The 24,442-nt window shown below is 39.1% G+C and carries 18 protein-coding genes; 15 read left to right on the top strand and 3 right to left on the bottom strand.

What is annotated here, in order from left to right:
* The first annotated feature begins 5 nt into the window (after positions 1–5).
* Both SK086_RS04475 and gpmI read left to right on the top strand, forming a co-directional pair.
* Positions 6–2,465: a DUF5916 domain-containing protein gene (locus SK086_RS04475; protein ID WP_324690083.1), complete on the top strand. Its 2,460-nt coding sequence runs from the start codon at positions 6–8 to the stop codon at positions 2,463–2,465.
* Between the two features lie 44 nt (positions 2,466–2,509).
* Positions 2,510–4,036, top strand: coding sequence for a 2,3-bisphosphoglycerate-independent phosphoglycerate mutase (gene gpmI, locus SK086_RS04470; RefSeq protein ID WP_324690081.1), 1,527 nt, complete (start codon positions 2,510–2,512; stop codon positions 4,034–4,036).
* 27 nt (positions 4,037–4,063) lie between these two features.
* Here the strand turns inward: gpmI and SK086_RS04465 are convergent, their stop codons facing one another.
* Positions 4,064–5,332, bottom strand: a complete 1,269-nt coding sequence (locus SK086_RS04465; protein WP_324690080.1) for an acetyl-CoA hydrolase/transferase family protein — start codon at positions 5,330–5,332, stop codon at positions 4,064–4,066.
* Positions 5,333–5,488: 156 nt separating this feature from the next.
* Here SK086_RS04465 and SK086_RS04460 point away from each other — a divergent pair, with 156 nt between their 5' ends.
* From SK086_RS04460 to SK086_RS04425, 8 genes are all read left to right on the top strand, one after another.
* On the top strand, positions 5,489–6,133 hold the full coding sequence (locus SK086_RS04460) for a leucine-rich repeat domain-containing protein (protein WP_290876438.1): 645 nt from the start codon (positions 5,489–5,491) through the stop codon (positions 6,131–6,133).
* 2 nt (positions 6,134–6,135) lie between these two features.
* Positions 6,136–6,840, top strand: coding sequence for a TerC family protein (locus SK086_RS04455; protein WP_324690077.1), 705 nt, complete (start codon positions 6,136–6,138; stop codon positions 6,838–6,840).
* A gap of 6 nt (positions 6,841–6,846) precedes the next feature.
* On the top strand, positions 6,847–7,521 hold the full coding sequence (locus SK086_RS04450; RefSeq protein WP_324690076.1) for a TetR/AcrR family transcriptional regulator: 675 nt from the start codon (positions 6,847–6,849) through the stop codon (positions 7,519–7,521).
* A gap of 2 nt (positions 7,522–7,523) precedes the next feature.
* A complete protein-coding gene (locus SK086_RS04445; RefSeq protein WP_407652322.1) occupies positions 7,524–9,188 on the top strand; it encodes a peptidase domain-containing ABC transporter in 1,665 nt (554 codons plus the stop codon).
* 5 nt (positions 9,189–9,193) lie between these two features.
* The gene (locus SK086_RS04440) at positions 9,194–10,540 is read left to right on the top strand and encodes an HlyD family secretion protein (protein ID WP_324690075.1); all 1,347 of its coding nucleotides are present in this window, start codon (positions 9,194–9,196) and stop codon (positions 10,538–10,540) included.
* Complete coding sequence (locus SK086_RS04435) at positions 10,540–11,925, top strand: TolC family protein (RefSeq protein WP_324690074.1); 1,386 nt, start codon at positions 10,540–10,542, stop codon at positions 11,923–11,925. The genes SK086_RS04440 and SK086_RS04435 overlap by 1 nt, the downstream gene beginning before the upstream one ends.
* 73 nt (positions 11,926–11,998) lie before the next feature.
* Positions 11,999–12,817, top strand: a complete 819-nt coding sequence (gene map, locus SK086_RS04430; RefSeq protein ID WP_290876325.1) for a type I methionyl aminopeptidase — start codon at positions 11,999–12,001, stop codon at positions 12,815–12,817.
* On the top strand, positions 12,817–13,587 hold the full coding sequence (locus SK086_RS04425; protein WP_290876323.1) for a class I SAM-dependent methyltransferase: 771 nt from the start codon (positions 12,817–12,819) through the stop codon (positions 13,585–13,587). Before map ends, SK086_RS04425 begins: the two co-directional genes overlap by 1 nt.
* 60 nt (positions 13,588–13,647) lie before the next feature.
* On the opposite strand, the gene SK086_RS04420 is transcribed toward SK086_RS04425, so the two are convergent.
* Positions 13,648–16,452, bottom strand: a complete 2,805-nt coding sequence (locus tag SK086_RS04420; RefSeq protein WP_324690071.1) for a M16 family metallopeptidase — start codon at positions 16,450–16,452, stop codon at positions 13,648–13,650.
* A 193-nt stretch (positions 16,453–16,645) separates the two neighbouring features.
* On the opposite strand from SK086_RS04420, the gene SK086_RS04415 reads away from it, so the two are divergent.
* The 4 genes from SK086_RS04415 (at position 16,646) to SK086_RS04400 (ending at position 22,522) form a co-directional block, all read left to right on the top strand.
* Positions 16,646–17,899, top strand: a complete 1,254-nt coding sequence (locus SK086_RS04415) for a type IX secretion system plug protein (RefSeq protein ID WP_324690069.1) — start codon at positions 16,646–16,648, stop codon at positions 17,897–17,899.
* A 75-nt stretch (positions 17,900–17,974) separates the two neighbouring features.
* The gene (apaG, locus tag SK086_RS04410; RefSeq protein ID WP_324690068.1) at positions 17,975–18,361 is read left to right on the top strand and encodes a Co2+/Mg2+ efflux protein ApaG; all 387 of its coding nucleotides are present in this window, start codon (positions 17,975–17,977) and stop codon (positions 18,359–18,361) included.
* A gap of 134 nt (positions 18,362–18,495) precedes the next feature.
* Positions 18,496–20,124 (top strand): L-glutamate gamma-semialdehyde dehydrogenase, encoded by a 1,629-nt coding sequence (pruA, locus tag SK086_RS04405; RefSeq protein ID WP_324690066.1) that lies wholly within the window; start codon positions 18,496–18,498, stop codon positions 20,122–20,124.
* 109 nt (positions 20,125–20,233) lie between these two features.
* The gene (locus SK086_RS04400; protein WP_324690064.1) at positions 20,234–22,522 is read left to right on the top strand and encodes a T9SS type A sorting domain-containing protein; all 2,289 of its coding nucleotides are present in this window, start codon (positions 20,234–20,236) and stop codon (positions 22,520–22,522) included.
* Positions 22,523–22,551: 29 nt separating this feature from the next.
* Here SK086_RS04400 and rsmG read toward each other — a convergent pair whose 3' ends face one another.
* Positions 22,552–23,181: a 16S rRNA (guanine(527)-N(7))-methyltransferase RsmG gene (gene rsmG / locus SK086_RS04395; RefSeq protein ID WP_324690062.1), complete on the bottom strand. Its 630-nt coding sequence runs from the start codon at positions 23,179–23,181 to the stop codon at positions 22,552–22,554.
* Between the two features lie 112 nt (positions 23,182–23,293).
* Between rsmG and SK086_RS04390 the strand changes: the two genes are divergently transcribed.
* The gene (locus SK086_RS04390) at positions 23,294–24,388 is read left to right on the top strand and encodes a fatty acid desaturase family protein (RefSeq protein WP_290876715.1); all 1,095 of its coding nucleotides are present in this window, start codon (positions 23,294–23,296) and stop codon (positions 24,386–24,388) included.
* Positions 24,389–24,442 lie beyond the last annotated feature (54 nt).

The raw sequence follows: 24,442 nt of genomic DNA, 5'->3' as shown, positions 1-24,442 counted from the left end.
TTTAAATGTCTAACCATTCTTACTTTTTTTTCGGCTTGGCTATGCTTTTCTCAAGCATGGCATTGGGACAAAAGAAAACGCTTTTAACTAAAAGCACTACCGAAAAAATAGTAATTGATGGCAAATTCACTGAAACTTCATGGACCAACGCCGATGTTGCCAAAGATTTCTTGATGATAGAACCCGACAACGGCAAACCTATCGCCGAGGGTAAAAGAACCGAAGTCAAAGTGATTTACGACAACAGCGCCATCTACATCGCTGCCACATTATACGATGACGAACCTTCCAAAATTTTAAGCGAATTTACCCTGAGAGACGACTTTGCTGTAGCCGATCATTTTGGCGTTTTGCTCAATGGATACAACGACGGTCAACAAGAGTTTCGCTTTTTCGTGAGTGCTGCAGGTGTTCAGCAAGACGGTGTTTATACGGAAACCTACGGAGAAGATTTTTCTTGGGATGCGATTTGGGACAGCCATGTGGAAATTACCAATTTCGGGTGGACGGTTGAAATGCGAATCCCTTATGCTGCTCTCCGATTTCCTTCTGAAAAAAAGCAAACTTGGGGATTGAATTTTTACCGAGAAATTCGCCGTGATCGCCAACAATATTCTTGGTCATTGTTAGACCGAAAAATCGAAAACGAAAGCATACAAGCCGGAATATTAGAAGGCATCGAAAACATCGAAACGCCTACCCGATTATTCTTGATTCCTTACGCTTCCCAGTATTTTTATTCCAATACTTCCCAAAGAACTTACGGAGAATTACGCGGCGGTATGGATATCAAATACGGGATTAACGATGCCTTTACTTTGGACGCTATTTTGATACCCGATTTTGGTCAGACAAAATTTGACAATGTAGAATTGAACTTAACGGCTTTTGAACAACAATTTACCGAAAACCGACCTTTCTTTACCGAAGGAACGGATTTATTTAACAAAGGTGATTTGTTGTATACCCGAAGAATAGGAGAAACACCGGATTACTTAACCCTTGCCGACAATGAAACCGTCATTGACCAACCCAGTACCATAAAACTCATCAACGCTTTCAAAGTATCAGGGCGAACAAAAAACGGATTGGGCATCGGCGTATTGAATGCGGTTTCTGAAAAAACAAGCGTACATATCAGAAATAATGATACCGGTGAAACCCGACTCGAAACACTATCGCCATTAACCAATTACAATGTATTGGTGCTCGACCAACGTTTTCGCAAAAACTCTTCCGTATCTTTGGTTAATACTAACGTAACTCGAAACGGCGAGTTTCGTGACGCCAATGTTTCTGCCTTGGTTTGGGACTTGAACACCAAGAAAAACACCTACAATCTTTCGGGAAATTTCAAGTACAGCTACGTCAACAACCATTTTGATTTAGAAGATAAAAAAGGTACTAGTGCCTATTTCAATTTAGGCGAAACCAGCGGGAAATACCGCTACAGTATTGGCGGTGTTTATGCCTCAGATGATTTTGACAACAACGACTTAGGGATTAACTTCCAAAACCACTATCATGGATTTTACCTTAACTCGAGTTACCGGATTTTAAATCCTAATAATATTTTCAACACCTTTTTTACAAACCTGAACAATTACGTAGAATTTGACAACCGAACCGGTCGCATTCAATCGGGTTACTCTCGTTTGAACTTCAACACCACCGACAAAAAGAACGACTACTACGGCTTTGGCGCTACTATAAGTCCGTTAAAAATTTACGATTTTTACGAACCTCGATCAGAAAACCAAGAAAAGTTTGTCACGATACCGGAAAGCTTTAATGCGTATTTCTATTTTTCTAGTAATTACAATCGGAAATTTGCCTTAGATGTAAATCCTTTTGCCACGAAATTCAACGAAAAAGACCGCATGAATTATGGTTTTGTCATCAGTCCTAGATACCGTTTCAGCGACCGATTGGCCTTGATTTACAATTTCACTTTCAACCGACAAAACAACAATATCGGCTGGATTGCTTTTGACGAAGATGACAACACCATCTTTGCGCGAAGAAACCGCATAACTTACACCAATACCTTGCAAGGAAAGTATTCCATCAATAATAAAATGAACTTCAATCTGAATGTTCGCCACTATTGGTCGTTTGTAACCAACCACGATATTTTGACCTTACAAGACGACGGCGGTTTTGAAACCAATACAACCTACACCGAAAACCGTAACTCTAATCTCAACTTATGGAATTTAGACCTAACCTATTCTTGGTGGTTCGCACCGGGCAGTCAGGTTTCCATTCTATACCGCAACAATTCGGCTTTGTTCAGCAGAGAATTCAACCGACAGTTTGAATCTAATTTCCGCGACGCTTTGAACAACGATAATTTGAATCACGTATTCTCTATCAGCGTTCGTTATTTTATCGATTACAACTCGGTTAAAAATTCTCGTTTTTACAATTCGTTTACCAAACCTAAAACGAGAGAACGCTTCTAAAAAATCAATTTTATCCCTTATCTTTGTCGGGTAAAATTTTTCTCATGAACAAGAAAGTAATCCTGATGATTTTAGACGGTTGGGGCAAATCACCCGACCCGAAAGTTTCCGCTATTGACAACGCCAATGTGCCGTTTATTAATGGTTTATACAAACAATACCCGAACGCCCAATTAAGAACCGACGGTTTGAACGTAGGTTTACCCGAAGGACAAATGGGGAATTCAGAAGTGGGACACATGAACTTAGGCGCCGGTAGAATCGTGTATCAGGATTTGGCCAAAATTAACTTGGCCGTAGCCAACAAAACCATGGCACAAGAAAAGCCTTTGGTGGCTGCTTTTGAATACGCCAAAGCCAACAACAAAGCCGTTCACTTTTTAGGATTGGTTTCCGATGGCGGCGTGCATTCGCATACATCGCACTTGCGTGGTTTGATAGACGCTTCTCAGGAATTTGGTTTGTCAAACGTATTTATACACGCCTTTACTGATGGGCGCGATGTTGACCCGAAATCAGGTAAAGGTTATATTGAAGACCTGGAAAAATTCATCGGAAATACTTCGGTAAAAATAGCTTCAGTTGTTGGTCGTTATTATGCCATGGACCGAGACAAACGTTGGGAACGCGTAAAATTGGCGTACGATTTAGTGGTAAACGGTTTGGGAAAACACACTACTGATTTGACGCAAAGCATAGCCGATAGTTATACCGAAAACGTAACCGACGAATTCATTTTACCTTTGGTGAAAGTAGATGCCAACAACCAACCTTTGGCTAAAATTCAAAACGATGACGTGGTGATTTTCTTCAACTTCAGAACCGATAGAGGACGCGAATTAACCGAAGCCTTATCGCAAAAGGATTTTCACGAACACAACATGCACAAACTCAATTTGTATTACGTAACGATGACCAATTACGATGATACATATGAAAACGTACACGTAATTTACGATAAAGACAACATCACCGAAACCTTGGGCGAAGTGTTGGAAAAAGCCGGAAAGCAACAAATTCGCATTGCCGAAACCGAAAAATATCCACACGTAACCTTTTTCTTTTCGGGCGGACGCGAAGTGCCGTTTGAAGGCGAAACCCGCATTTTGAGAAATTCACCCAAAGTGGCCACCTACGATTTACAACCCGAAATGAGCGCCTACGAACTCAAAGATGCTTTGATTCCCGAATTGGAAAAAGGCAAAGTTGACTTTGTGTGTTTGAATTTTGCCAACGGCGATATGGTGGGTCATACCGGCGTAATGGAAGCTGCCATTAAAGCTTGTGAAGCTGTTGATGTTTGTGTGAAGGAAGTGGTTGAAACCGCTTTGGCAAATGACTACACTACTATAATTATAGCCGATCATGGGAATTGCGAAACCATGATTAACCCGGATGGTTCGCCGAACACGGCACATACAACAAATCCAGTGCCGATTATTTTAGTTGACAAAGACCATATTAGAGTGCATGACGGCGTTTTAGGCGATATTGCACCAACCATTTTAGAATTGATGGACATTCCGAAACCGGAAGTCATGACCGGAAAATCACTTTTAGTAAGACTATAAAAAAGCCCCGAAGATTCGGGGCTTTTTTTATTTCAACATTTCATAATAACTTCTTTCGATGTTTTCCTGATGGGTTGGATGCGCAATTTTCACCATCTCGTCGATGCGTTGCTTAAGGGTTTTACCGTATAAATTGGCTATGCCGTTTTCGGTGATGATGTATTGCACATGAGAACGCGTGCTAACTACACCGGCGCCTTGTTTGAGATACGGTACGATTCGACTCTCGCCTTTTTTGGTAATGGAAGGCAAAGCAATGATGGCTTTTCCGCCTTCGCTTAATGAAGCGCCTCGGATGAAATCCATTTGACCTCCAACACCGGAATACATGTTTGCCCCAATAGAATCGGCACAAACCTGACCGGTAACATCAACTTCTATTGCGGAATTAATCGCCACCATTTTCGGATTTTTGCGAATGCGTGCGGTATCGTTTACCATAGAAGATTCCTTCATTTCAATAAACGGATTGTCGCTTACAAAATCGTACAATCTTTTGGAACCGATTAAAAAGGTAGCTAAAACGCGACCACGCAAGGTGCCTTTGTAATTACAATTAATAACATCGCTTTCGATTAAATCGATGACACCGTCGGAGAACATCTCAGTGTGTAAACCTAAATCTTTATGGTTAGTTAATTTACTCAAAGCGGCATTGGGTATTGAGCCGATGCCCATTTGCAAGGTGCTTCGGTCTTCAATCAAGGAAGCTACATACTCGCCTATTTTTTCTTCTTCTTTAGAAAAAGTCGTTGGTTCATGACCAAAAATAGGTTCATTGACAGCTACCAAATAATCAATTTCGGATTCGTGCAAAATACCATCGCCAAAGGTTCTCGGCATTTGCGGATTGACTTGCGCGATGACAATTTTGGCATTTTCAATAGCAGCTACAGTAGCTTCAACAGAAACGCCCAGCGAACAATAGCCGTGTCTGTCGGGTGGTGAAACGTGGATAAAAGCCACATCAATCAGCAAGACTTTTTTGCGAAACAAATGCGGTAACTCGCTTAAAAATACCGGTGTATACGAACCGTTTCCGGCTTTTAAAGTGTGGCGCACATTGGCACCAATAAAAAATGAATTGACGTGAAAACTATCGGCTAAATCGGGATTGGCATAAGGCGCATTGCCTTCGGTGTGTAAATGACAAACTTCAACATTTCGTAACTCAGCTGCTCTTTCGGCTAGCGCTTTGGTTAACACAGTAGGTGTTGCAGCCGCAGCTTGAACATACACTCGATCGCTCGATTTGACCACTTTAACTGCTTCAGCAGCGGTGACATATTTGCTCATAACTAAAATTTTGTCCAAAATTAGACCTCAAATCCTTATAAAAATATGACATTTCTCATAAAGCCGTAATGAACTACTTTTAAATAAAAGTTAAAATTTCAATATTGATAGTTTTACTATTATCTTTGCAATCAAATACATTCAAAATCAATAGCTATGAAAAAGATTGTGATTTTAGTTTTAGGATTTCTCGGCGGGATTAATAGTTTGTCATCACAATCTATTCCGGTAGCCGACAACAAGAGAGTGGTGAGTTTAGAAGAAGCTTTGCGTTCGCCCAAAGAGGTGATTAATTTAGACCTGAGCAATCAGCAAATCAACTTAGATAAGATTGATTGGTCTGTATTTTCCAACTTGGAATACTTGAGTTTGAAAAACGACAATTTAACGGTTATTCCGGAAGGCCTTTCGAAACTGAGCAAATTAAAAACATTGGACTTGAGCGGCAACAACTTTAAAGTGTTACCCAAAACCCTGAAGAGCTTGTCCAAATTACAAGTATTGTATTTGAATGACGAAAAGCAATTCGATTTGGAAAAAAGCATGGACGTTTTGAGCAACCTGAGTAGCTTAAAAGAATTACATTTGGAAAACGACAAATTACAATCGCTTCCCAAACAGTTTGACAAAATGAAATCTTTGGAATTGTTGTATTTGAACGACAACGACTTTATGGAATTACCCAAACAAATCATGCGCCTGGATCATTTGCGCTTTTTGGATTTTAAAAACAACAAGGTTGACCCGAACCTACCTGACATGAGAAATTTGAACTTCGGATTTAAATTAATATTAGAATAACTATGATGACAGAAGCCATTATTCCGTTATTATCTTTGATTGCCTTAGAAGTAATCCTGGGGATTGACAACATTATTTTCATCTCTATTTTAGCCGATAAATTACCTGAAAGCCAACGGAACAAACTAAGGTTTTGGGGAATCGGATTAGCACTAATTATGCGTTTGTGTTTGTTGGCCTTGATTTCCTGGATTTTAAAACTGGACCAAACCTTGTTCCGCATATCAGACATCGATTTTACCGGAAAAGGCCTTATTTTGATTGTTGGCGGATTGTTCCTGATTTACAAAAGCACCAAAGAGATTTACCACAAAACTGAAGCTTTACAATCCGATGAACCAGTTACCGTTAAAAAAGCGTCTTTCGGGAAACTGCTGGGCGAAGTAGTTTTGTTGGATTTGGTTTTCTCAATCGACTCTATCATCACTGCGGTTGGCATGGTACAACAACTTTGGGTGATGTATACTGCAGTAATTGTCACGGTAGTAATTATGCTGGCAGCGGCTAAACCGATTAGTGAATTTATTGCCAAACATCCTTCTTTTAAAATCTTAGCCTTGTGCTTTTTAATGATGATTGGCGTTTCACTTATTGCTGAAGGCCTGCATTTTGAAATCCCGAAAGGTTACATCTATTTCTCGATGGCTTTTGCCTTTTTAGTCGATGTAATCCAAATGAAAACAATCAAATCGGTTCCTCATAAATAAAACAACATGAATAGTATCTTATCCAACATCACGATTACGGTAAATCCGAAACTATTTGTAAAAAATCCGGAGACCTCAGATTTAGGTAAAAAAATCATTCAAAAAAGCATACTCTTAATGGATGATATTGGTTTTGAGAATTTTACCTTCAAAAAGTTAGGCGAGCAAATCGGTTCAAACGAAAGCTCAATATACCGTTACTTTGAGAGCAAACACAAACTCTTGCTGTATTTATCTTCTTGGTATTGGGGTTGGTTGGAATACCGCATGGTTATTTCGACCACCAATATTCCTGATCCGATGGAAAAATTAAAAAGAGCCATTACGATAGTAACCGAAAAAATAGAAGATGATTCGAGTACTTTACATATCAATGAATCGATTTTAAACAAAATCATCATAGCCGAATTCACCAAAACATTGTTAACAAAAGAAGTAGACGAAGAAAACAAAGAAGGTTACTTTTTGGTTTACAAAAGGGTAATCAATCGCATCATCGACATTATTCAGGAAGTGAATCCGGATTATGCTTTTGCCAAAAGTTTGGCTTCTTCTATAGTAGAAGGTTCATTGCACCAACACTTTTTAAAAGACCATTTAAAAACCATTACCAATTGTAACGAAAACAATTCGCCAACGCAATTTTACATTGATTTGGCCCAAAAAATCTTAAGCAAATAATTATGGCTATAACAGCGTCTCAAAGGTTAATTAACCTACTCAAACTCGACCGCAAAGACATCACACAGGTATTTTTCTACGCCATCTTTGCCGGGTTGGTCAGCTTGTCTTTACCACTCGGAATTCAGGCCATCATCAACTTAATCCAATCCGGAAGAGTAAGCGTTTCTTGGATTGTATTGGTCTTCATTGTAATTGCGGGTGTGGCATTGGTTGGCATTTTATCGTTGATGCAATTGCGCATCACAGAAAATTTACAACAAAAAATATTCATTCGTTCCTCGTTTGAATTCGGATATCGTTTGCCCAAAATTAAAACGGAAGCTTTGCACAACCAATATCCGCCCGAATTAGCCAATCGCTTTTTCGACACTTTGACTATTCAGAAAGGAGCGTCAAAATTATTGATCGACTTTTCTTCGGCTTTGTTGCAAATTGTTTTCGGAATCATATTACTATCGCTTTACCATCCGTTTTTTATCTTCTTTGGTATCTTTTTGATGGCTTTGTTGTATATTATTTTTAAGTTCTCTTACAACTCGGGTTTGTCAAGTAGTTTGAAAGAATCGAAGTATAAATATAAAGTAGTGAGCTGGTTACAAGAAATGGCTCGAAACAACTTCAGCTTTAAAAAAACATCTAATTTCGACTTTGCCTTGACCAAAAACGACCGCTTGGTAGCTGAATATTTAACCCATCGCGAAAAACATTTCGGGGTAATTAAAAGACAATTTACCCAATTAATCATCTTTAAAATCATCATTACAGCCGGATTATTACTCATTGGCGGTTATTTGGTTTTGAATCAAAAAATGAACATAGGTCAGTTCGTAGCTGCGGAAATTATCATTTTATTGGTGATTAACTCGGTAGAAAAAATCATCATCGGATTAGAAACCTTGTACGATGTTTTAACTGCAGTAGAAAAAATTGGTCAAATAACCGATTTAGACATTGAAGAAACATCGTCTAAACCGGCCGACTATTGCTACACCAACATCCAATTGGCGGCGGAGAATTTAAGCTTCAAATTTCCCGATGCCACCGATTATGTGTTGGAAAAGATAAACCTCACTATCGAACAATCGGACAAAATTTATTTAGAAGGCAACAACGGTTCGGGAAAAACCACCTTAATCAGAATTCTATCCGGTTTAATGAAACCAACTTCAGGTTCGTTTTACATTAATGATGACACCTACCGCAAAATCGACTTAGAACAATATCGCTCGCAAATCAATACCATTATCACCGGCGAAACACCGTTTGAAGGCACCATTTTGGAAAACATTACTTTTAACAACCCATTGGTTTCTCAAGACGATTTAAAATGGGCGATTGACAGCGTTAAATTGGGCGACTTCATCAAATCGTTACCTAAAGGATTGGATACCAAAATTTATCCGGAAGGCAAGCAACTGTCTTCTTCCAATGCCCAAAAAATATTATTGGCCCGAAGCATTATCAACCGTCCGAAGATATTGTTCTACGAAGATGCCTTAGATAAAATGGACAACGATGCAGCGCAAGAAGTAATCGATTTTATCACTTCAAACGAGAATAAATGGACCTTAATTGTTTCCTCTAAAAACGACTATTGGAAACAAAAATGCAACCGAAAAATCACCATGAGCGACGGAAAAATTATTAACGACACTAAACAGTAATCGAAATGCTTAATATTTCTAACAACAATCGAATTGGCGAAACCATAGAAAAATACAGCACTTTTAAAACGCTGAGTGATCGCCCGCATTACAAAGTTTTGAATAAAATAATTGGAGGCGTTTCCCTTTTTGGTTTATTGATTTTGTTCTTGCCTTGGACGCAAAACATCTCAGGTTCGGGTGCTGTAACGACGCTAAAACCGGATCAAAGACCGCAAACCATTCACTCGGCTATTGCCGGAAGAATAGAAAAATGGTACGTTAAAGAAGGTGATTTTGTAAAAAAAGGCGACACAATTTTATTCATTTCGGAAACCAAAGAAGACTACCTGGATCCAAATTTGGTTAAAAACACCGAAAGCCAACTTAAAGCCAAAGAAATGGCCGGACAATCCTACGGCGGTAAAGTAGTTTCGTTGGAAGGTCAAATTGAAGCCATTCGAAACGAACGCCAACTCAAATTACAACAAGCCCAAAACAAAATCCGTCAAGCCATCTTAAAAGTCAAAAGCGACAGTATGGATTTGGTAGCCGTGCGTACACAAATTAAAATCGCCACTACCCAGTTCAATCGTTCCTTGGCCTTAAATAAAGAAGGCCTGAAACCAATGACTGATGTGGAAGAAAAACGCTTGAAATTGCAAGAAACCGAAGCCAAAATCATCACGCAGGAAAACAAATTATTGGCCAGCGAAAACGAATTGATTAACGCCAAAGTAGAAGTTAATCGCATCATAGCCGAATACAACGAGAAAGAGCAAAAAGCCAGCAGCGACAGGTTTACGGCCTTAAGCAGTCAGTACGATACTGAAGCCCAAGTCAATAAACTCAAAAACCAATACACCAATTACCAAATCCGAAACGGGATGTATTACATCAAAGCGCCGCAAAGTGGTTATGTTAACCGCGCATTGCAATCGGGAATCGGTGAAACCATTAAAGAAGGCACTCAGATTGTGAGTATCATGCCGGCCAAATACGACATCGCGGTAGAAACTTTTGTTTCGGCTACCGATTTACCGTTGTTACACAAAGGAGAAAAAGTCCGAATTTGGTTCGACGGCTGGCCTACTATTGTCTTCTCGGGTTGGCCTAACTTGTCTTACGGAACTTTCGGCGGTAAAATTGTAGCCATCGAAAACTTCATCAGCGACAATGGTAAATTTCGCGTTTTGATTGCGCCGGATGAAAACGAAGAAGCCTGGCCAAAACAAATCAGCATCGGTTCGGGCGCACAAACCTTAGCCTTACTCGACAATGTACCGGTTTGGTTTGAAATTTGGCGTACGCTGAACGGATTTCCACCAAACTATTATCAGCCTAAAAACAGTACTCAAAAAGACAAAAAATAATGAAATCGATTCTCATAGGTTTTTTATTGCTCGGATTTTCGGTTTGGGGTCAAAACACTACCAAAGAACTTACCTACAATGAGTTTTTGGGCTTTGTCAAAAAATACCATCCGCTGGTGAAAAGCGCCAACTTAGAAATCAATCAGGCACAAGCCAATTTAATGATGGCGCGCGGCGGTTTCGACCCGAAAATTGAAGTCGATTTTGAACAAAAGAAATTCAAAGACAACCAATACTATTCGATTTTAAACAGCAGTTTTAAAATCCCGACTTGGTACGGTGTGGAAATCAAAGCCGGTTTCGACAATAACGAAGGCATTTACCTCAACCCTGAAAACACCGTTCCCAATCAAGGCTTGACTTCTTTGGGAATTTCTGTGCCTTTGGGACAAGGTTTGTTTATCAACCAAAGAATGGCCGATTTGCGCAAGGCTAAAATTCAAGTAAAATTGAGTCAAGCCGAAAGAAATTTAATGGCCGTTTCGGTTTTATACGACGCTTCGGTGGCGTATTTCAATTGGAAACGAAACTATAATGAAGTTACACTATATCAAACCTATCTCAACAATGCCAATATCCGTTATCAAGGCATCGCCAAGTCGATTGAACAAGGCGACAAACCGGCTATTGACAGCGTAGAAGCAGGAATTATCGTTAGAAACAGAAAATTGAGTTTGGAAGAATCACAGTTGAAACTGGCCAAAGCCAAATTGGAGTTGGCCAACTTCCTGTGGTTGGAAAACAATGTCCCTCTCGAATTACAAGACGACATCATTCCGGAAGAAAATTTAGTGCTTACTATTAAAGAAACCTTGCGCACCAACGACTTAATGTTGGATAATCCTTCTTTGGAAAACCATCCGAAGATTAACGCTTTGGAGCAAAAAATCGAAATGCTCGAGGTAGATCGAAAACTCAAAGCCAATATGTTGTTACCAAGAATCGATTTAGGATATTCGTATTTGTCCGAGCCAAGATACTTTGACAATTATCGATTTCAAGATTATAAAGTCGGTTTGAACTTTTACTTCCCGCTTTTTTTGCGAAAAGAACGCGGCAGTTTGCAACTGGCCAAGCTGAAGTTACAAGATGTAAAATTCGATTTGGATTTGGAGCGAGTATCGTTGAAAAACAAAATTAAAGCGCAACAAACCGAAATCAGTTCCTTAGAAAAACAGAAACAGTTGATTGACAATTTAGTGGTAGATTACAACACCATGTTAACTTCGGAAGAACGGTTATTTACCTTTGGCGAAAGCTCGATTTTCTTAATTAATACACGTGAAAACAACTTAGTTTCCGCTCAATTGTCGAAACTAGTAATCGAAAACCGCTACTTCGATTCGAATGCCAAACTGTTTAAAATCATGGCCAATCCTGAATAAGTAAGCGTAAAATAATTACTTTTGCAACCTCATTCACGGCAACAAGCCCAATGCAAAAGTTAAATTACAGCAGATGATTATTCAAAAAACAGCAGAAGAAATCGAATTGATGCGCGAAAGTGCTTTGTTGGTTTCCAAAACTTTAGGCATGATAGCCACCGAAATAAAACCCGGAGTTACTACTTTACAACTCGACAAATTAGCCGAACAATTCATCCGTGACCATCAAGCGGTTCCGGGATTTTTAGGTTTGTATGGTTGTCCGTCGACTTTATTGACCAGCGTAAACGAGCAAGTAGTTCACGGTTTACCTACCAGCCGACCTATCGAAGAGGGCGATGTGGTATCGGTAGATTGCGGGGTGTTGAAAAACGAGTTTTACGGTGATCACGCTTATACTTTTGAAATTGGCGATGTGGCACCGGCGACCAAAAAATTGTTACAGGTTACCAAAGAAAGTTTGTACGTAGGAATCCGCGAGTTTAAAATAGGAAACCGCGTAGAAGATGTTGGAAATGCCATTCAAAAATACACTGAAGCACATGGCTACGGCGTAGTACGAGAATTAGTCGGACATGGCTTAGGACGCGTGATGCACGAAGCACCAGAAATGCCAAATTACGGCAAAAAAGGTCGAGGCAAATTATTTGTAGAAGGCATGGTAGTAGCTATCGAACCGATGATTAACATGGGAAGTCGCAACATCAAAACCTTGAAAGACGGCTGGACAATAGTAACCGCAGACAAAAAACCAAGTGCGCATTTTGAACACAATGTAGCTTTGGTAAACGGCAAGCCCGAATTGCTTTCGACTTTTGCCTATATCTATAAAGCTTTAGGTATTGAGAGTAACGAAGAAGAAGAATTCCGCCAAAAACCATTAGTGCTGTAATGAAGAAATTATTCAAATTCATCTTAAACACTATTCCGAGACCTATCTTAATTCGGTTAAGTATAGTAGTGCGTCCGATTTTGGCTTTTGTTTTGAAAGGCAGTCGTTTCACGGATCCGATTGACGGGAAAAGTTTCCGCATGTTTTTACCTTACGGTTACGGCAACCAAAGAAATAATGTGTTGTCTCCGAGTACACTTTCCTTAGAAAGACATCGTTTGTTGTGGTTGTATTTGCAAAACGAAACCGATTTTTTCACTGCTAAAGACAAAAAGAAAGTCTTGCATTTTGCGCCCGAACAGGAATTTTACAAACGGTTTAAGAAACAAAGCAATATCGAGTATACGACCACCGATTTACTTTCACCATTAGCAGATGTGAAGGCTGACATTTGTAACTTGCCTTTTGAAGACAACCACTACGATATTATTTTTTGTAACCACGTTTTGGAACACATTCCGGATGACACTAAAGCCATGCAGGAATTGTATCGTGTATTGAAACCGGGCGGCATGGGCATTTTCCAGATTCCGCAAGATTTGTCCAGGGCCGTTACTTTTTCGGATGACAGCATCACCGATCAAAAAGAGCGCGCTAAAATTTTCGGACAATACGATCACGTTCGGGTGTACGGCAGGGATTATTTTGACAAATTGAGAAGCATTGGATTTACTGTAATCGAAGAAGATTACACCCACAAGATTGCTCCTGAATTGGTAGAAAAATATTGTTTGGCCAAAGGCGAAATTATTCCTGTTTGTTACAAATAAAAAACCGCAAATTCACAAATTATCTATTTGCGAATCTGCGGTAAATTTTTTAAAAAAAATCTATTCCGGCATTAAAACACCAATGGCTTTATCTTTGGTTAAATATTTCTTTGCTACCTCTTGGATTTCTTTGGCAGTAACAGCTTTTACTTTTTCTGACACTGTTAAAATTTCCTCAGGATTTGAGCCATTCATAAACGAACGGGTAAAATTAGTCAACCAATAACGGTTTTCTTTGATTTTCTTTTTATACTCTAAAGCTTCAGCTTCTTTGTATTTGTTAACGTCTTTTTCTTCCGGACCGTTTTTAACAATTTTATCCAATTCAGCCAAAGCCGATACCGTTAGTTTTTCAGCATTTTCCGGACCGCATGGGAAACTGATGTTAAACCCGTATGATTCATATGGGACTTTAGACATACTGCCACGAGCGCTAACGCCATACACGCCACTTTCGTTTTCTCTTAATTCTTCCACCAATTTAATGGTAAGCACTTCACCTAAAGCAGTCATAGCAATAGCGTCATTAGAAGAATATGTTGCATCACCATAGTACATAATGGTTACATTACTTTTGGGATCTTTTCCTTTGTTGATTACTTTTTTAACATCGCCTTTTAAAAAGCGGTAGCCTAAATCTTTAGCCGTTTCTTTCGTATTGTTAGAAGGCAAAGAGGCAATATACTTTTTGGCAAAACTTTCCATAGCTGCATCATCAACATTACCAACAAAGAAGAATTCAAAATCAGCTGCATTAGCAAAGCGTTCTTTGAATTTGTTGTATGCTAATTCATAATCGGTGGCTGCCCATTTTTCTTCTGTTGGCACGATGCCGTTCCATCTTGGATTTTCTTTGTTCAAATAGCCGTAAAACTCTTGTTGGAAATAAAATCCGGGTTGTGAAATCATATTCCCCATAAAGTTGGATTGCTTTTGTTTGTAGCCTTCAAAAGCCGCTTTATCAAAATTCAAATCGGTAAAATAAGCGTGTAACATTTGGAACGCATACTCTAAATCTTTAGGCGTGGTATTCCCTCTGAAACCTTCTGTTACATTGCTAATGTAAGGCGTTACTGAGGCTATTTTGCCGGCCATAAACTTATCAATGTCGTTTTGGGTTAAACCTGAAAATCCGGCTTCTGTTAAACCGTTATTGGCGAACTGCGTTTTTTTGATTTCTTCATTTGAGTACATGTTGGTTCCCCCGAAACTAATGGCTTCTAACAAAATTTCGTCGTTTTTGAAGTCGGTTTTCTTATAAGTCACTTTTGCACCGTTGGAAAGCGTTAAAGTGGTCGCCCCAATTTTGTCATTGGTTTCTTTTTTCACTATAGCGCCTTCTTTAATGGGTTTGCGCAACAAACTTGAAGCTACCGCCTTATCTTCATATGGTTTTAAATCTTTAGCATTAACAACTAAAGCCTCTAAAACTTCTTTTTCGGTTACTTTTTTCAATCCTTCTTTTTCAGGTGAAGTAATCACCACTACCCTGTTATCGTTTTTGATAAAATCTTTAATTAAACCATTCACCTGTTCTAATTTGATGGAAGAAAGTATTTTTCCCATATTTTGGTATTCCCATTCTATGCCGGGCATTGGGCTTTCTTCTAAGAAATTTGATTGGCATTCCCAGATTAAGTCCTCTGAGTTGGTCTTGTCTCTGTCTTTGTATTGATTTTCTATTCTGGAAATGATTTCGCTTTTGGCTCTTTCAAATTCTCCGGTTGTAAAACCATACTTTTTGACTCTTTCGTTTTCGGCAACCAATACTTTCAATGCTTCAATTTGTTTCTTTTCATCAATCATAGCAAAAGATTGGAAAGCTTCTTTGTTTCTGGCAAAAGTTCCGCCGTGATAAGTATACCCATAAGTAAATGGTGGTGTCGGTGAATTGGCCAACTCGTTCAAACGGTTATTCAACATGGTTGAAAAAACACCTTCAGTCAATTTATCTTGTAAATCCTTGATGGTTTTGATTTTTTTTGGCGCTTCATAATCTTTATACAACAATTGAATTTGGGTTTGAGCCGCTTCTTTATCACTTTCAATCGCCACTAAAGTTTCTTTGTGATTGGGAACATCAAACACTTTTCTTGGTTTCTCATTAGCCGGATTTTTGTAACTCTCGAAATGATCTTTGATTTTTTGCTCCATTTGGGCCACATCAATATCTCCAATTACAATAACACTCATCAAATTAGGACGATACCAATCTTTGTAAAAATTGGTTAATTTTTCATGAGTGAAATTTTGTAGAATTTCTTTTTTCCCTATCGGCAAACGATCGGCATATTTGGATTGGTACATCATTTTAGGAATGTAGCGATCTTCCATTCTTTTGTCGGCGCCTAACCCTAATCGATACTCTTCTAAAACCACTCCTCTTTCTTTGTCAATTTCCTCAGGAGTTAAATTGGCATTAAAAGCCCAATCTTCGATGATTTGGAATCCTTTTTCTAATTTTTCTGGATTGTCGGAAGGTAACGGAAGAAAATACACCGTTTCATCAAAACTGGTATAAGCATTGAGGTGTTGACCAAATTTTATCCCTATACTTTGTAAGTAATCCACCAATTGATTTTTCGGAAAACGTTTGGTTCCATTAAAGCACATGTGTTCCATAAAGTGCGCCAATCCTTGTTGGTCGTCGTTTTCTAAAATGGAACCGGCATTAATAACCAGTCGCAAATCCACTTTATTTTCTGGCTTACTGTTTTTCCTAATGTAATAAGTGAGTCCATTCTTTAAGGTTCCTTTTTTTACATTAGGATCAAAGGGAATAGCATCGGTTGGTTTTAACTCCTGAGCAAAAAGTGCTGCCGGAAACAAAAAAAGGACCAATGCCGATTTTAAAATTTGTTTCATAAAAATTTAGATTTTTGTTTTTGAATTAAGGATAATAACGGATAAAAGCAATCTTTATTGTGAAACTAAGAAAAGATTTACGAAATTTAAATCTCATTAACTATAATTTAGTAACTGCAAATTGGAAATGACTATAAGTGGCACCATTCGTGTGGTATTAATTAGTATATTTACGTTTCGAAAATTGAATATCATGTTTAAAAAGCGCTGCTACACCTTAGCTTTATTTATTCTTTCTGCCACGGTTTTTGCTCAAGTTGAAAAAGAAATCCCGCCACCCTATAATATCAAAACTGTCAGCTTTGTCCAAAACAGTCAAAATGCCATTCCGATTTTCCGATTGGGCGATACCTTTCAGTTTCAGTTTGACGATTTGTATGGCAACGAAGCCAATTATTTTTACACCATCACGCATTGCGATTACGATTGGAAGCCTTCGCAATTATTTAAAAACGAATATCTGAATGGTTTCGACGATCAGCGCATACAAGATTACACCAATTCGTTGACCACTTTACAATTGTATTCGCATTATCGATTGACTTTCCCCAACCGTTTCACTCAGTTTCGTGTTAGCGGCAACTATATTCTAAAGATTTTAAACGATGACAAAGAAGTCGTTTTTACCAAAAAATTCATCTTGTACGAAGAATTGGTAACCGTTCCGATGCAAGTGAGAAGAGCCCGAAACTTATCGGTTACCAATCAAAAACACAATTTAGACTTCACCATAAAGTCGACCACCATCACTTTCCAAAGTCCGCTCCAAAACGTAAAAGTAATGTTATTGCAAAACGGCAAATTTGACAATGCGATTACCGGAATCAAACCGCAATACACTATCGGAAACGATTTGATTTACCGCTACGACAGTGAAACCCAATTTTGGGCTGGTAATGAGTTTTTGTTCTTTGAAAACAAAGACATCCGCGCGGCCAACAACAGCATCGGAAGAATAGATTCGAACGGCGGTATTTACAATGCGCATTTGTATTTGCACGAAGCCAGAGCCAATGCACCTTACACCTACTATCCCGATATCAACGGAAATTTCATCATTAAAAACATCAACGCCCAAAACAACGAAATTGAAGCCGATTACGCTTGGGTGTTTTTTACGCTCTCAGCACCCAATTATTTTGGTAAAAAGTCGGTTTATGTTAATGGCATGTTTAACGGTTTTGCCATAGGTGAAGAAAACAAAATGGAGTATAACGCTGAAAAAGCCATTTATGAAAAAGCCATCATGATCAAGCAAGGATTTACCAACTATCAATACGTGATTGCAGATGCTAATGGTAAAGTTGATGAAGAAAATGCTATCGACGGCAACTTCCACCAAACCGAAAACAATTATTTTGCCTTGGTGTATTACCGCGAAAACAACCAACGTTACGACCGCATTATCGGCAAAGGAATTGCCAGTTCCGTTGATATCACTTACTAATCAAAATTTAACATCTAATTCACTTAAGCAAGCGTATTTTTTGTAAATTTGACAACCTAATAGAATGAATACTACATGGTTTCACAAATAACAAGAGGCATTAAAATTTCGGTTCTGACTAGTTTTGAAGGTACTTACTTCAAAAACTATAAGATTCATTTTGCCTTTAGTTATGAAATTACGATTGAAAACCACAGTAAAGATTCGGTACAACTCAACTCACGCCATTGGGAAATTTTAGATTCTCTCAATGAAAAAGAAATTGTAGATGGCGAAGGTGTAATCGGCAAAAAACCGGTACTCAAACCTGGCGAAAAACACACTTACAACTCGGGTTGTTTGTTGGCTTCTCCTTTTGGAGCCATGAGCGGTCACTTCAACATGATCAACTTTACTACGACCAAAACGTTCAAGGTAATAGTGCCGACTTTCAAATTAAGCGCTCCTTTTGCTTTGAACTAAAGCGAGGTTTCTCCAAAGTTAATCTTTGCCTTCTCGTATTAAGAAATCGGAAATTCCTTTGTACTTTTGTGTCAGTTTTTCAGATTCTGATTATCTGAAATTCTAAGATGTCTAACACTCTAATACTCTAAAATATGCCTAAAGGATTTTTTCATGTCCCTAAAGCGGTCAATGAACCTGTAAAATCATACGCTCCTAACTCGCCTGAAAAAGCAGCCGTTTTAGCAGCCTACCAAAAAATGTGGAACGAAACCATTGATGTTCCCAATTATATCGGAAGCGAAGAAATCCGCACCGGTAATACCCGTAATATGACGGCACCTCACGACCACCAACACGTGGTTGGCACCTATCATTTAGCCGAAAAAAAACACATTGAACAAGCCATCGCTGCTGCTTTAGAAGCCAGAAAAAAATGGGCCAATATGGCTTGGGAACAAAGAGCTGCTATTTTTTTAAAAGCAGCCGAGTTGATTGCCGGACCTTACCGCGCTAAAATTAACGCTGCGACCATGATTGCACAATCCAAAACTATTTTCCAAGCTGAGATTGATGCTTCTTGTGAATTAATCGACTTCTTGCGTTATAACGTGGAATTCATGACACAAATCTATAGCGACCAACCTAAGTCAGTTTCCGATGTTTGGAACCGAGTAGAATACCGTCCGCTGGAAGGTTTTGTGTACGCTATTACGCCTTTTAACTTTACAGCAATCGCTGCCAATCTTCCTGCCAGTGCCGCCTTAATGGGCAACACTGTGGTTTGGAAACCTAGCGACAGTCAGGTTTTTTCAGCAAAAATCATTATTGATGTATTCCAAGAAGCCGGTGTGCCTGAGGGTGTGATTAACGTAGTGTTCGGAGATCCGGTTATGATTACTGATACCGTTTTGGCCAGTCCTGATTTTGCCGGAGTACATTATACCGGTTCCACTTTCGTATTCAAAGAAATTTGGAAAAAAATCGGCCAAAACATCCACACCTATAAAACATACCCAAGAATCGTTGGAGAAACCGGAGGAAAAGACTTTATAATGGTTCACCCGAGTGCCAATGTAAAACAAGTGGTAGCCAACAGTATTCGCGGTGCTTTTGAATTCCAAGGCCAAAAATGTTCCGCCGCTTCCAGAGCGTATTTTCCAAAATCGCTTTGGCCGGCTATTAAAGAAGAAATGGGCAAAGAATTGGCTACCATCAAAATGGGAAGCCCTGAAGATTTCTCCAATTTCGTTACTGCAGTTATTCACGAAGGTTCTTTTGATAAATTGGCTAAATATATTGACCTAGCAAAACAAGATGCTGACGCTGAAGTAATTTTTGGCGGGAATTACAATAAATCGAAAGGTTATTTCATCGAACCAACCGTAATCTTGACTTCCAACCCGAAATACACTACTATGGAAACCGAATTGTTCGGGCCGGTATTGACAGTTTATGTATACGAAGACGCTCAATGGTCTGAAACTTTAAAATTGGTAGATGAAACTTCAGAATATGCTTTAACCGGAGCTATTTTCAGCAGAGACCGCTATGCTATTGAAGAAGCTACTTTGGCTTTACAAAATAGCGCCGGAAATTTCTACATTAACGACAAACCAACCGGAGCTGTAGTAGGTATGCAGCCTTTTGGTGGCGCCAGAGCTTCAGGAACTAATGACAAAGCCGGTTCAATGCAAAATTTACTGCGTTGGGTTTCTCCAAGAACCATCAAAGAAACCTTTGTTACACCAGCCGATTATCGCTATCCTTTTTTAGGAGAATAATCGTATCTTATTCAAAATCAAAAAAGTCCGGGTTTACACTCGGACTTTTTTTTTACGATTCAAATGGTATTTTTTGTATATTCGAGCGTCAAAATCAAAAATTGAAACTATGAAAAAAATTACGCTTTTGGTAATTTCTTTACTATCCCTATTTACTTTCGGCCAAGACAAATCCTGTGACTTGCTGCAAGAGAAAAGCCAAACCAAAATTATCTACGACAGAGTTTTCGGCTTGGCGGATGCTACCAAAGCCCGTCAAAAAGACGTGAGTACTACCTATTTTATTCAGTTGTACCACGAAATACAAAGAGCCGATTTTTTAAAGCGATTGCCTCAATTGGAAATATTGAAGAACGCCGGTAAATTGGGAGCCATACAAAATGAAATTCCGTTAAGTGTATTAATCACCGATTTTGAAAAAATCAGTGCCAATGCCATTGAAAGCGGTGATGTTTTTTTGAACGCCAACCAACAATACCAACCTAAAGAAGGCTCGGCAACCATTTTTGAACGTCATAGTGCAAACTTGATTTCACCTTTGGTCGGAACAGCTAAAACCAATACGATTACTTTTGTTTTAAAAGATGCATTTATATTTAACACCACTAACCGAACTATCAGCAATATAGCCTATCAAGATAAAGGGAACGGTCAATGGCATAACATAGTGCAAAACCAACCTTTCACGATTCATTTCAATGAAGAAGGCTTACAAACTGTAAATTGTCGATTGGAGTTCAGCAACGGAGAAACCACCTACCAATCTTTTACAATAAAAGTTGGCTCTACAAACGGAATCACAGCCAGAAACAATCAAAACCCAAATGCTCCAAATGCGGTTAACACCGTAACAGCTACTATACCTTATCAAGGTTTTGGCGAAACTGCCGCTTTTTTTGGTCAAGGCGAATACGAAATTTTCCCGGACACTGTAGACGGTATTTTAGACAAACCGGTTTTTTTAGTAGATGGATTTGATCCGGGTGATGCCAGAAGCATTGCCTTAACCTATGCCGGTTTAAATTATGGCACCAACCAAAATTTAGCTGATTATTTAAGATCTCTCGGTTTTGACATTGTTATTGTAAACTTTCCAAATTACACACGCCCTAACTCTACAACAGTAATCGATGGCGGTGTAGATTTCATCCAAAGAAACGCCTTCGTTTTGGTACAAGTCATCAATCTGATTAACGCTCAAAAAGTAGGTGTCGAGAAAAACGTGATTATCGGGCCAAGTATGGGCGGACTGATTTCCCGTTACGCCTTGCGCTATATGGAAATAAATAATTTGAACCACGATACGCGATTGTACATTTCGTTTGACTCGCCACACAAAGGCGCTAATGTTCCAATTGGCTTTCAACACTTATTCAATTACATGGCCTACGGACCGCTGGGAAGTACCGCTGTACAACCGGTTGTGGATGGTTTAATAAAAAGTCCGGCCGCCCGACAAATGCTAATTGATCACATGGAAGGACACCTTCAATCCGGAAGTGCCTTCGAATTCAACACCGCTGCAGCTTCCTTGTTACCAGTTGGCGTGCCTAACTACAGAAATGCTTTCCAAAACGAATTGAACGCAATGGGATTCCCAACTACTGTTAGAAATGTTTCAATTGCTAACGGAGCCGGAAACGGAACCATGAATTACACTCCGAATTTTGAGGTCATGAATCATACTTTCAATGTAACCTCAACACAAAGAGCCATTATTAACCTTCGTTTCACACCTGCTGCCAACCAAACCAATCAAGTAAGTCGATTCCGAGGACAAGCCAATCTTTTTACTTGGTTCACCGTTTATGAAAGTTTAGCGAATTCAAAAGCACCAACGGATACCGACGGATTGGACACCGCTCCGGGAGGTCGATTTGACATGACCGGTTTTCAAGCCGATTTGGGAGCGGATCCTTTATTGACTGAGTTTTTCGACAACCTCAACGCCGATTATTTTACGTTTATTCCCACTTGGAGTTCGATGGCTATCTCCGGAACTAACAATTTGTATGCTCCGGTGACCGGTTCCTCAGCGACTCCGTTTGTGGCGTCTTCGATACCGACAGTTAATGAAAATCACGTGACTTTAAACTCCAACAATGTGACTTTTGCATTGAATGAAATTATCAGCGGCGCTTTAGTAACAAATGACCAAGCACTAACGTCACTTTGGATCAAAAATCCGGCAGACAAAACCATCGAAATCAATAGTGATTACAGTATAGAAAATGCGGCTATCACAGTAACCGATATGTTAGGCAAAATCATTTATAGTGTGAAGCATCAAAACATCAACGGCATTCTTGAAATTCCGGTTTCATTGACGAAAGGGATTTACTTCATCAATATCAACACCGAAAACGGTAGTATTACCAAGAAGATCATTAAAAACTAAAAAAAAGCCTCTCGATGGAGAGGCTTTTTTTATGGTTTAAATTTTAAAGGCAAGTGCACTACCTTTTTGGTTTCGAAAAAAGGATCCGAAAAAAGGTTGGCTATGTTGTACTCGGTAGCTTTCGGGAAATCTTTCAACTCTTCGGTTAAATCGCCGCCTTTTAAGTATAAAATGCCGTTGTGTAAGGCGTGCTTGTTTTGTTTTTTGATTTTATCCTTGACCCAAGCGTAAAAATCAGGCATATTGGTTACGGCTCTACTGACGATAAAATCATAATCGCCTTTGGCGTTCTCGGCTCTCATTTGCTCTGCTTTGACATTTTTTAAACCCAAACCATCCGCAACGGCTTGAACGACTTTGATTTTTTTGGCGATAACGTCAATCAGGTAAAAACGTGTTTCAGGGAATAAAATAGCCAAAGGAATTCCGGGAAATCCGCCACCGGTTCCGACATCCAAAATGTAAGTTCCGGGTTCAAAAGGCTGCACTTTGGCAATGGCCAACGAATGTAAAACGTGTTTGGTGTACAATTCATCGATGTCTTTTCGGGAAATAACGTTAATCTTCGCATTCCAATCGTGATACAGCGATTCCAATTTCTGAAACTGTACAAGCTGATTATCAGTAAGATTAGGAAATTGTTTAATAATTTCTTCCATAAAAAGAGTTTTGAACAAAAATAGCGTTTTCGTTGATATTTATGATAGCTTTATCATCTTTAAAATAATTATATAATTATCTTTACGGAAATTTTTAGAATACCCTTAATTTATGAATACCACAACACCCGTTTTCTCTAAGAACGACAACCTTAAGTTTTTCAGAACACTAAACTCCAGAGTAAACAACTACTTTAAAGAAAACAACCTCGACAAAACCGGAAATTGGAAATTACATCTTAAAACGATTGTAATGTTTACCATTTTCCTAACCCCATATTTTATCTTACTAGCCATGGATATGCCTTTTTGGGCTTATCTGTTATTGAACGTAGTTATCGGAATCGGAATGGCCGGCGTTGGCATGAATGTAATGCACGACGGAAACCACGGTTCTTATTCCAACAAATCATGGGTGAACAAAATCATGGGCGGCAGCATTTACATCTTGGCCGGAAATGTTTACAATTGGCAAGTCCAACACAACGTTTTACACCATACATACACCAACATTTTAGGACACGATGAAGATTTAGAAGCCGGAAGAATTTTGCGTTTTTCCAAAACCGCCAAATGGTACCGTTTTCATAAATTTCAACACTATTACTCGATTTTCTTGTACGGTTTGTTAACCTTCAACTGGGCGATTACCACCGATTTCCTTCAAATGAAACGCTATTTGAAAAGAAACTTATCTTATGGCGAATTCAAAAAACCGGCAATCCGTTGGACAACCTTAATCATTACTAAAGTCATCTACTTCTCCATTTGGTTAGTACTTCCTATAGTTATGGGAATCTCTTGGTGGAAAGTAGTATTAGGCTTTTTAGTAATGCACTACACTGCAGGTGTTATCTTAAGCGTTGTATTCCAATTAGCGCACGTTGTAGAAGACACCCATAATCCCGTACCGGATGAAAACGGTGAAATTGAAAACACTTGGGCCATTCACCAATTGTTTACTACTGCCAACTTTGCCCCTAAAAACTGGTTGGTAAACTACTACACCGGTGGATTAAACCACCAAATTGAACACCACATTTTCCCAAATATTAGCCATATCCACTACGGCAAAATCGCCGAAATCGTGAAGCAAACCGCCAAAGAATGTGAGTTGCCTTATTACGAATTCAAAACCACGCGAGCGGCAATTGCCTCTCATTTCAAGCACTTAAGAGAATTGGGCAGACAACCGCAATTAACATAACATAAAAACGGGACGCCTTTATTGGCGTCTCTTTATTTAACATCCTATACAACA

The organism is Flavobacterium cheonhonense (assembly GCF_035671315.1).
Classification (GTDB): domain Bacteria; phylum Bacteroidota; class Bacteroidia; order Flavobacteriales; family Flavobacteriaceae; genus Flavobacterium; species Flavobacterium cheonhonense.
The sequence above is the reverse complement of the archived record's forward strand: the minus strand, read 5'-3'. Positions and strand labels throughout refer to the sequence as shown.

Excerpts from the sequence above, each read along its gene's own strand:
- SK086_RS04475 (WP_324690083.1), top strand. The coding sequence starts at position 6 with ATGTCTAACCATTCTTACTTTTTTTTCGGCTTGGCTATGCTTTTCTCA.
- gpmI (WP_324690081.1), top strand. The coding sequence starts at position 2,510 with ATGAACAAGAAAGTAATCCTGATGATTTTAGACGGTTGGGGCAAATCA.
- SK086_RS04465 (WP_324690080.1), bottom strand. The coding sequence starts at position 5,332 with ATGAGCAAATATGTCACCGCTGCTGAAGCAGTTAAAGTGGTCAAATCG.
- SK086_RS04460 (WP_290876438.1), top strand. The coding sequence starts at position 5,489 with ATGAAAAAGATTGTGATTTTAGTTTTAGGATTTCTCGGCGGGATTAAT.
- SK086_RS04455 (WP_324690077.1), top strand. The coding sequence starts at position 6,136 with ATGATGACAGAAGCCATTATTCCGTTATTATCTTTGATTGCCTTAGAA.
- SK086_RS04450 (WP_324690076.1), top strand. The coding sequence starts at position 6,847 with ATGAATAGTATCTTATCCAACATCACGATTACGGTAAATCCGAAACTA.
- SK086_RS04445 (WP_407652322.1), top strand. The coding sequence starts at position 7,524 with ATGGCTATAACAGCGTCTCAAAGGTTAATTAACCTACTCAAACTCGAC.
- SK086_RS04440 (WP_324690075.1), top strand. The coding sequence starts at position 9,194 with ATGCTTAATATTTCTAACAACAATCGAATTGGCGAAACCATAGAAAAA.
- SK086_RS04435 (WP_324690074.1), top strand. The coding sequence starts at position 10,540 with ATGAAATCGATTCTCATAGGTTTTTTATTGCTCGGATTTTCGGTTTGG.
- map (WP_290876325.1), top strand. The coding sequence starts at position 11,999 with ATGATTATTCAAAAAACAGCAGAAGAAATCGAATTGATGCGCGAAAGT.
- SK086_RS04425 (WP_290876323.1), top strand. The coding sequence starts at position 12,817 with ATGAAGAAATTATTCAAATTCATCTTAAACACTATTCCGAGACCTATC.
- SK086_RS04420 (WP_324690071.1), bottom strand. The coding sequence starts at position 16,452 with ATGAAACAAATTTTAAAATCGGCATTGGTCCTTTTTTTGTTTCCGGCA.
- SK086_RS04415 (WP_324690069.1), top strand. The coding sequence starts at position 16,646 with ATGTTTAAAAAGCGCTGCTACACCTTAGCTTTATTTATTCTTTCTGCC.
- apaG (WP_324690068.1), top strand. The coding sequence starts at position 17,975 with ATGGTTTCACAAATAACAAGAGGCATTAAAATTTCGGTTCTGACTAGT.
- pruA (WP_324690066.1), top strand. The coding sequence starts at position 18,496 with ATGCCTAAAGGATTTTTTCATGTCCCTAAAGCGGTCAATGAACCTGTA.
- SK086_RS04400 (WP_324690064.1), top strand. The coding sequence starts at position 20,234 with ATGAAAAAAATTACGCTTTTGGTAATTTCTTTACTATCCCTATTTACT.
- rsmG (WP_324690062.1), bottom strand. The coding sequence starts at position 23,181 with ATGGAAGAAATTATTAAACAATTTCCTAATCTTACTGATAATCAGCTT.
- SK086_RS04390 (WP_290876715.1), top strand. The coding sequence starts at position 23,294 with ATGAATACCACAACACCCGTTTTCTCTAAGAACGACAACCTTAAGTTT.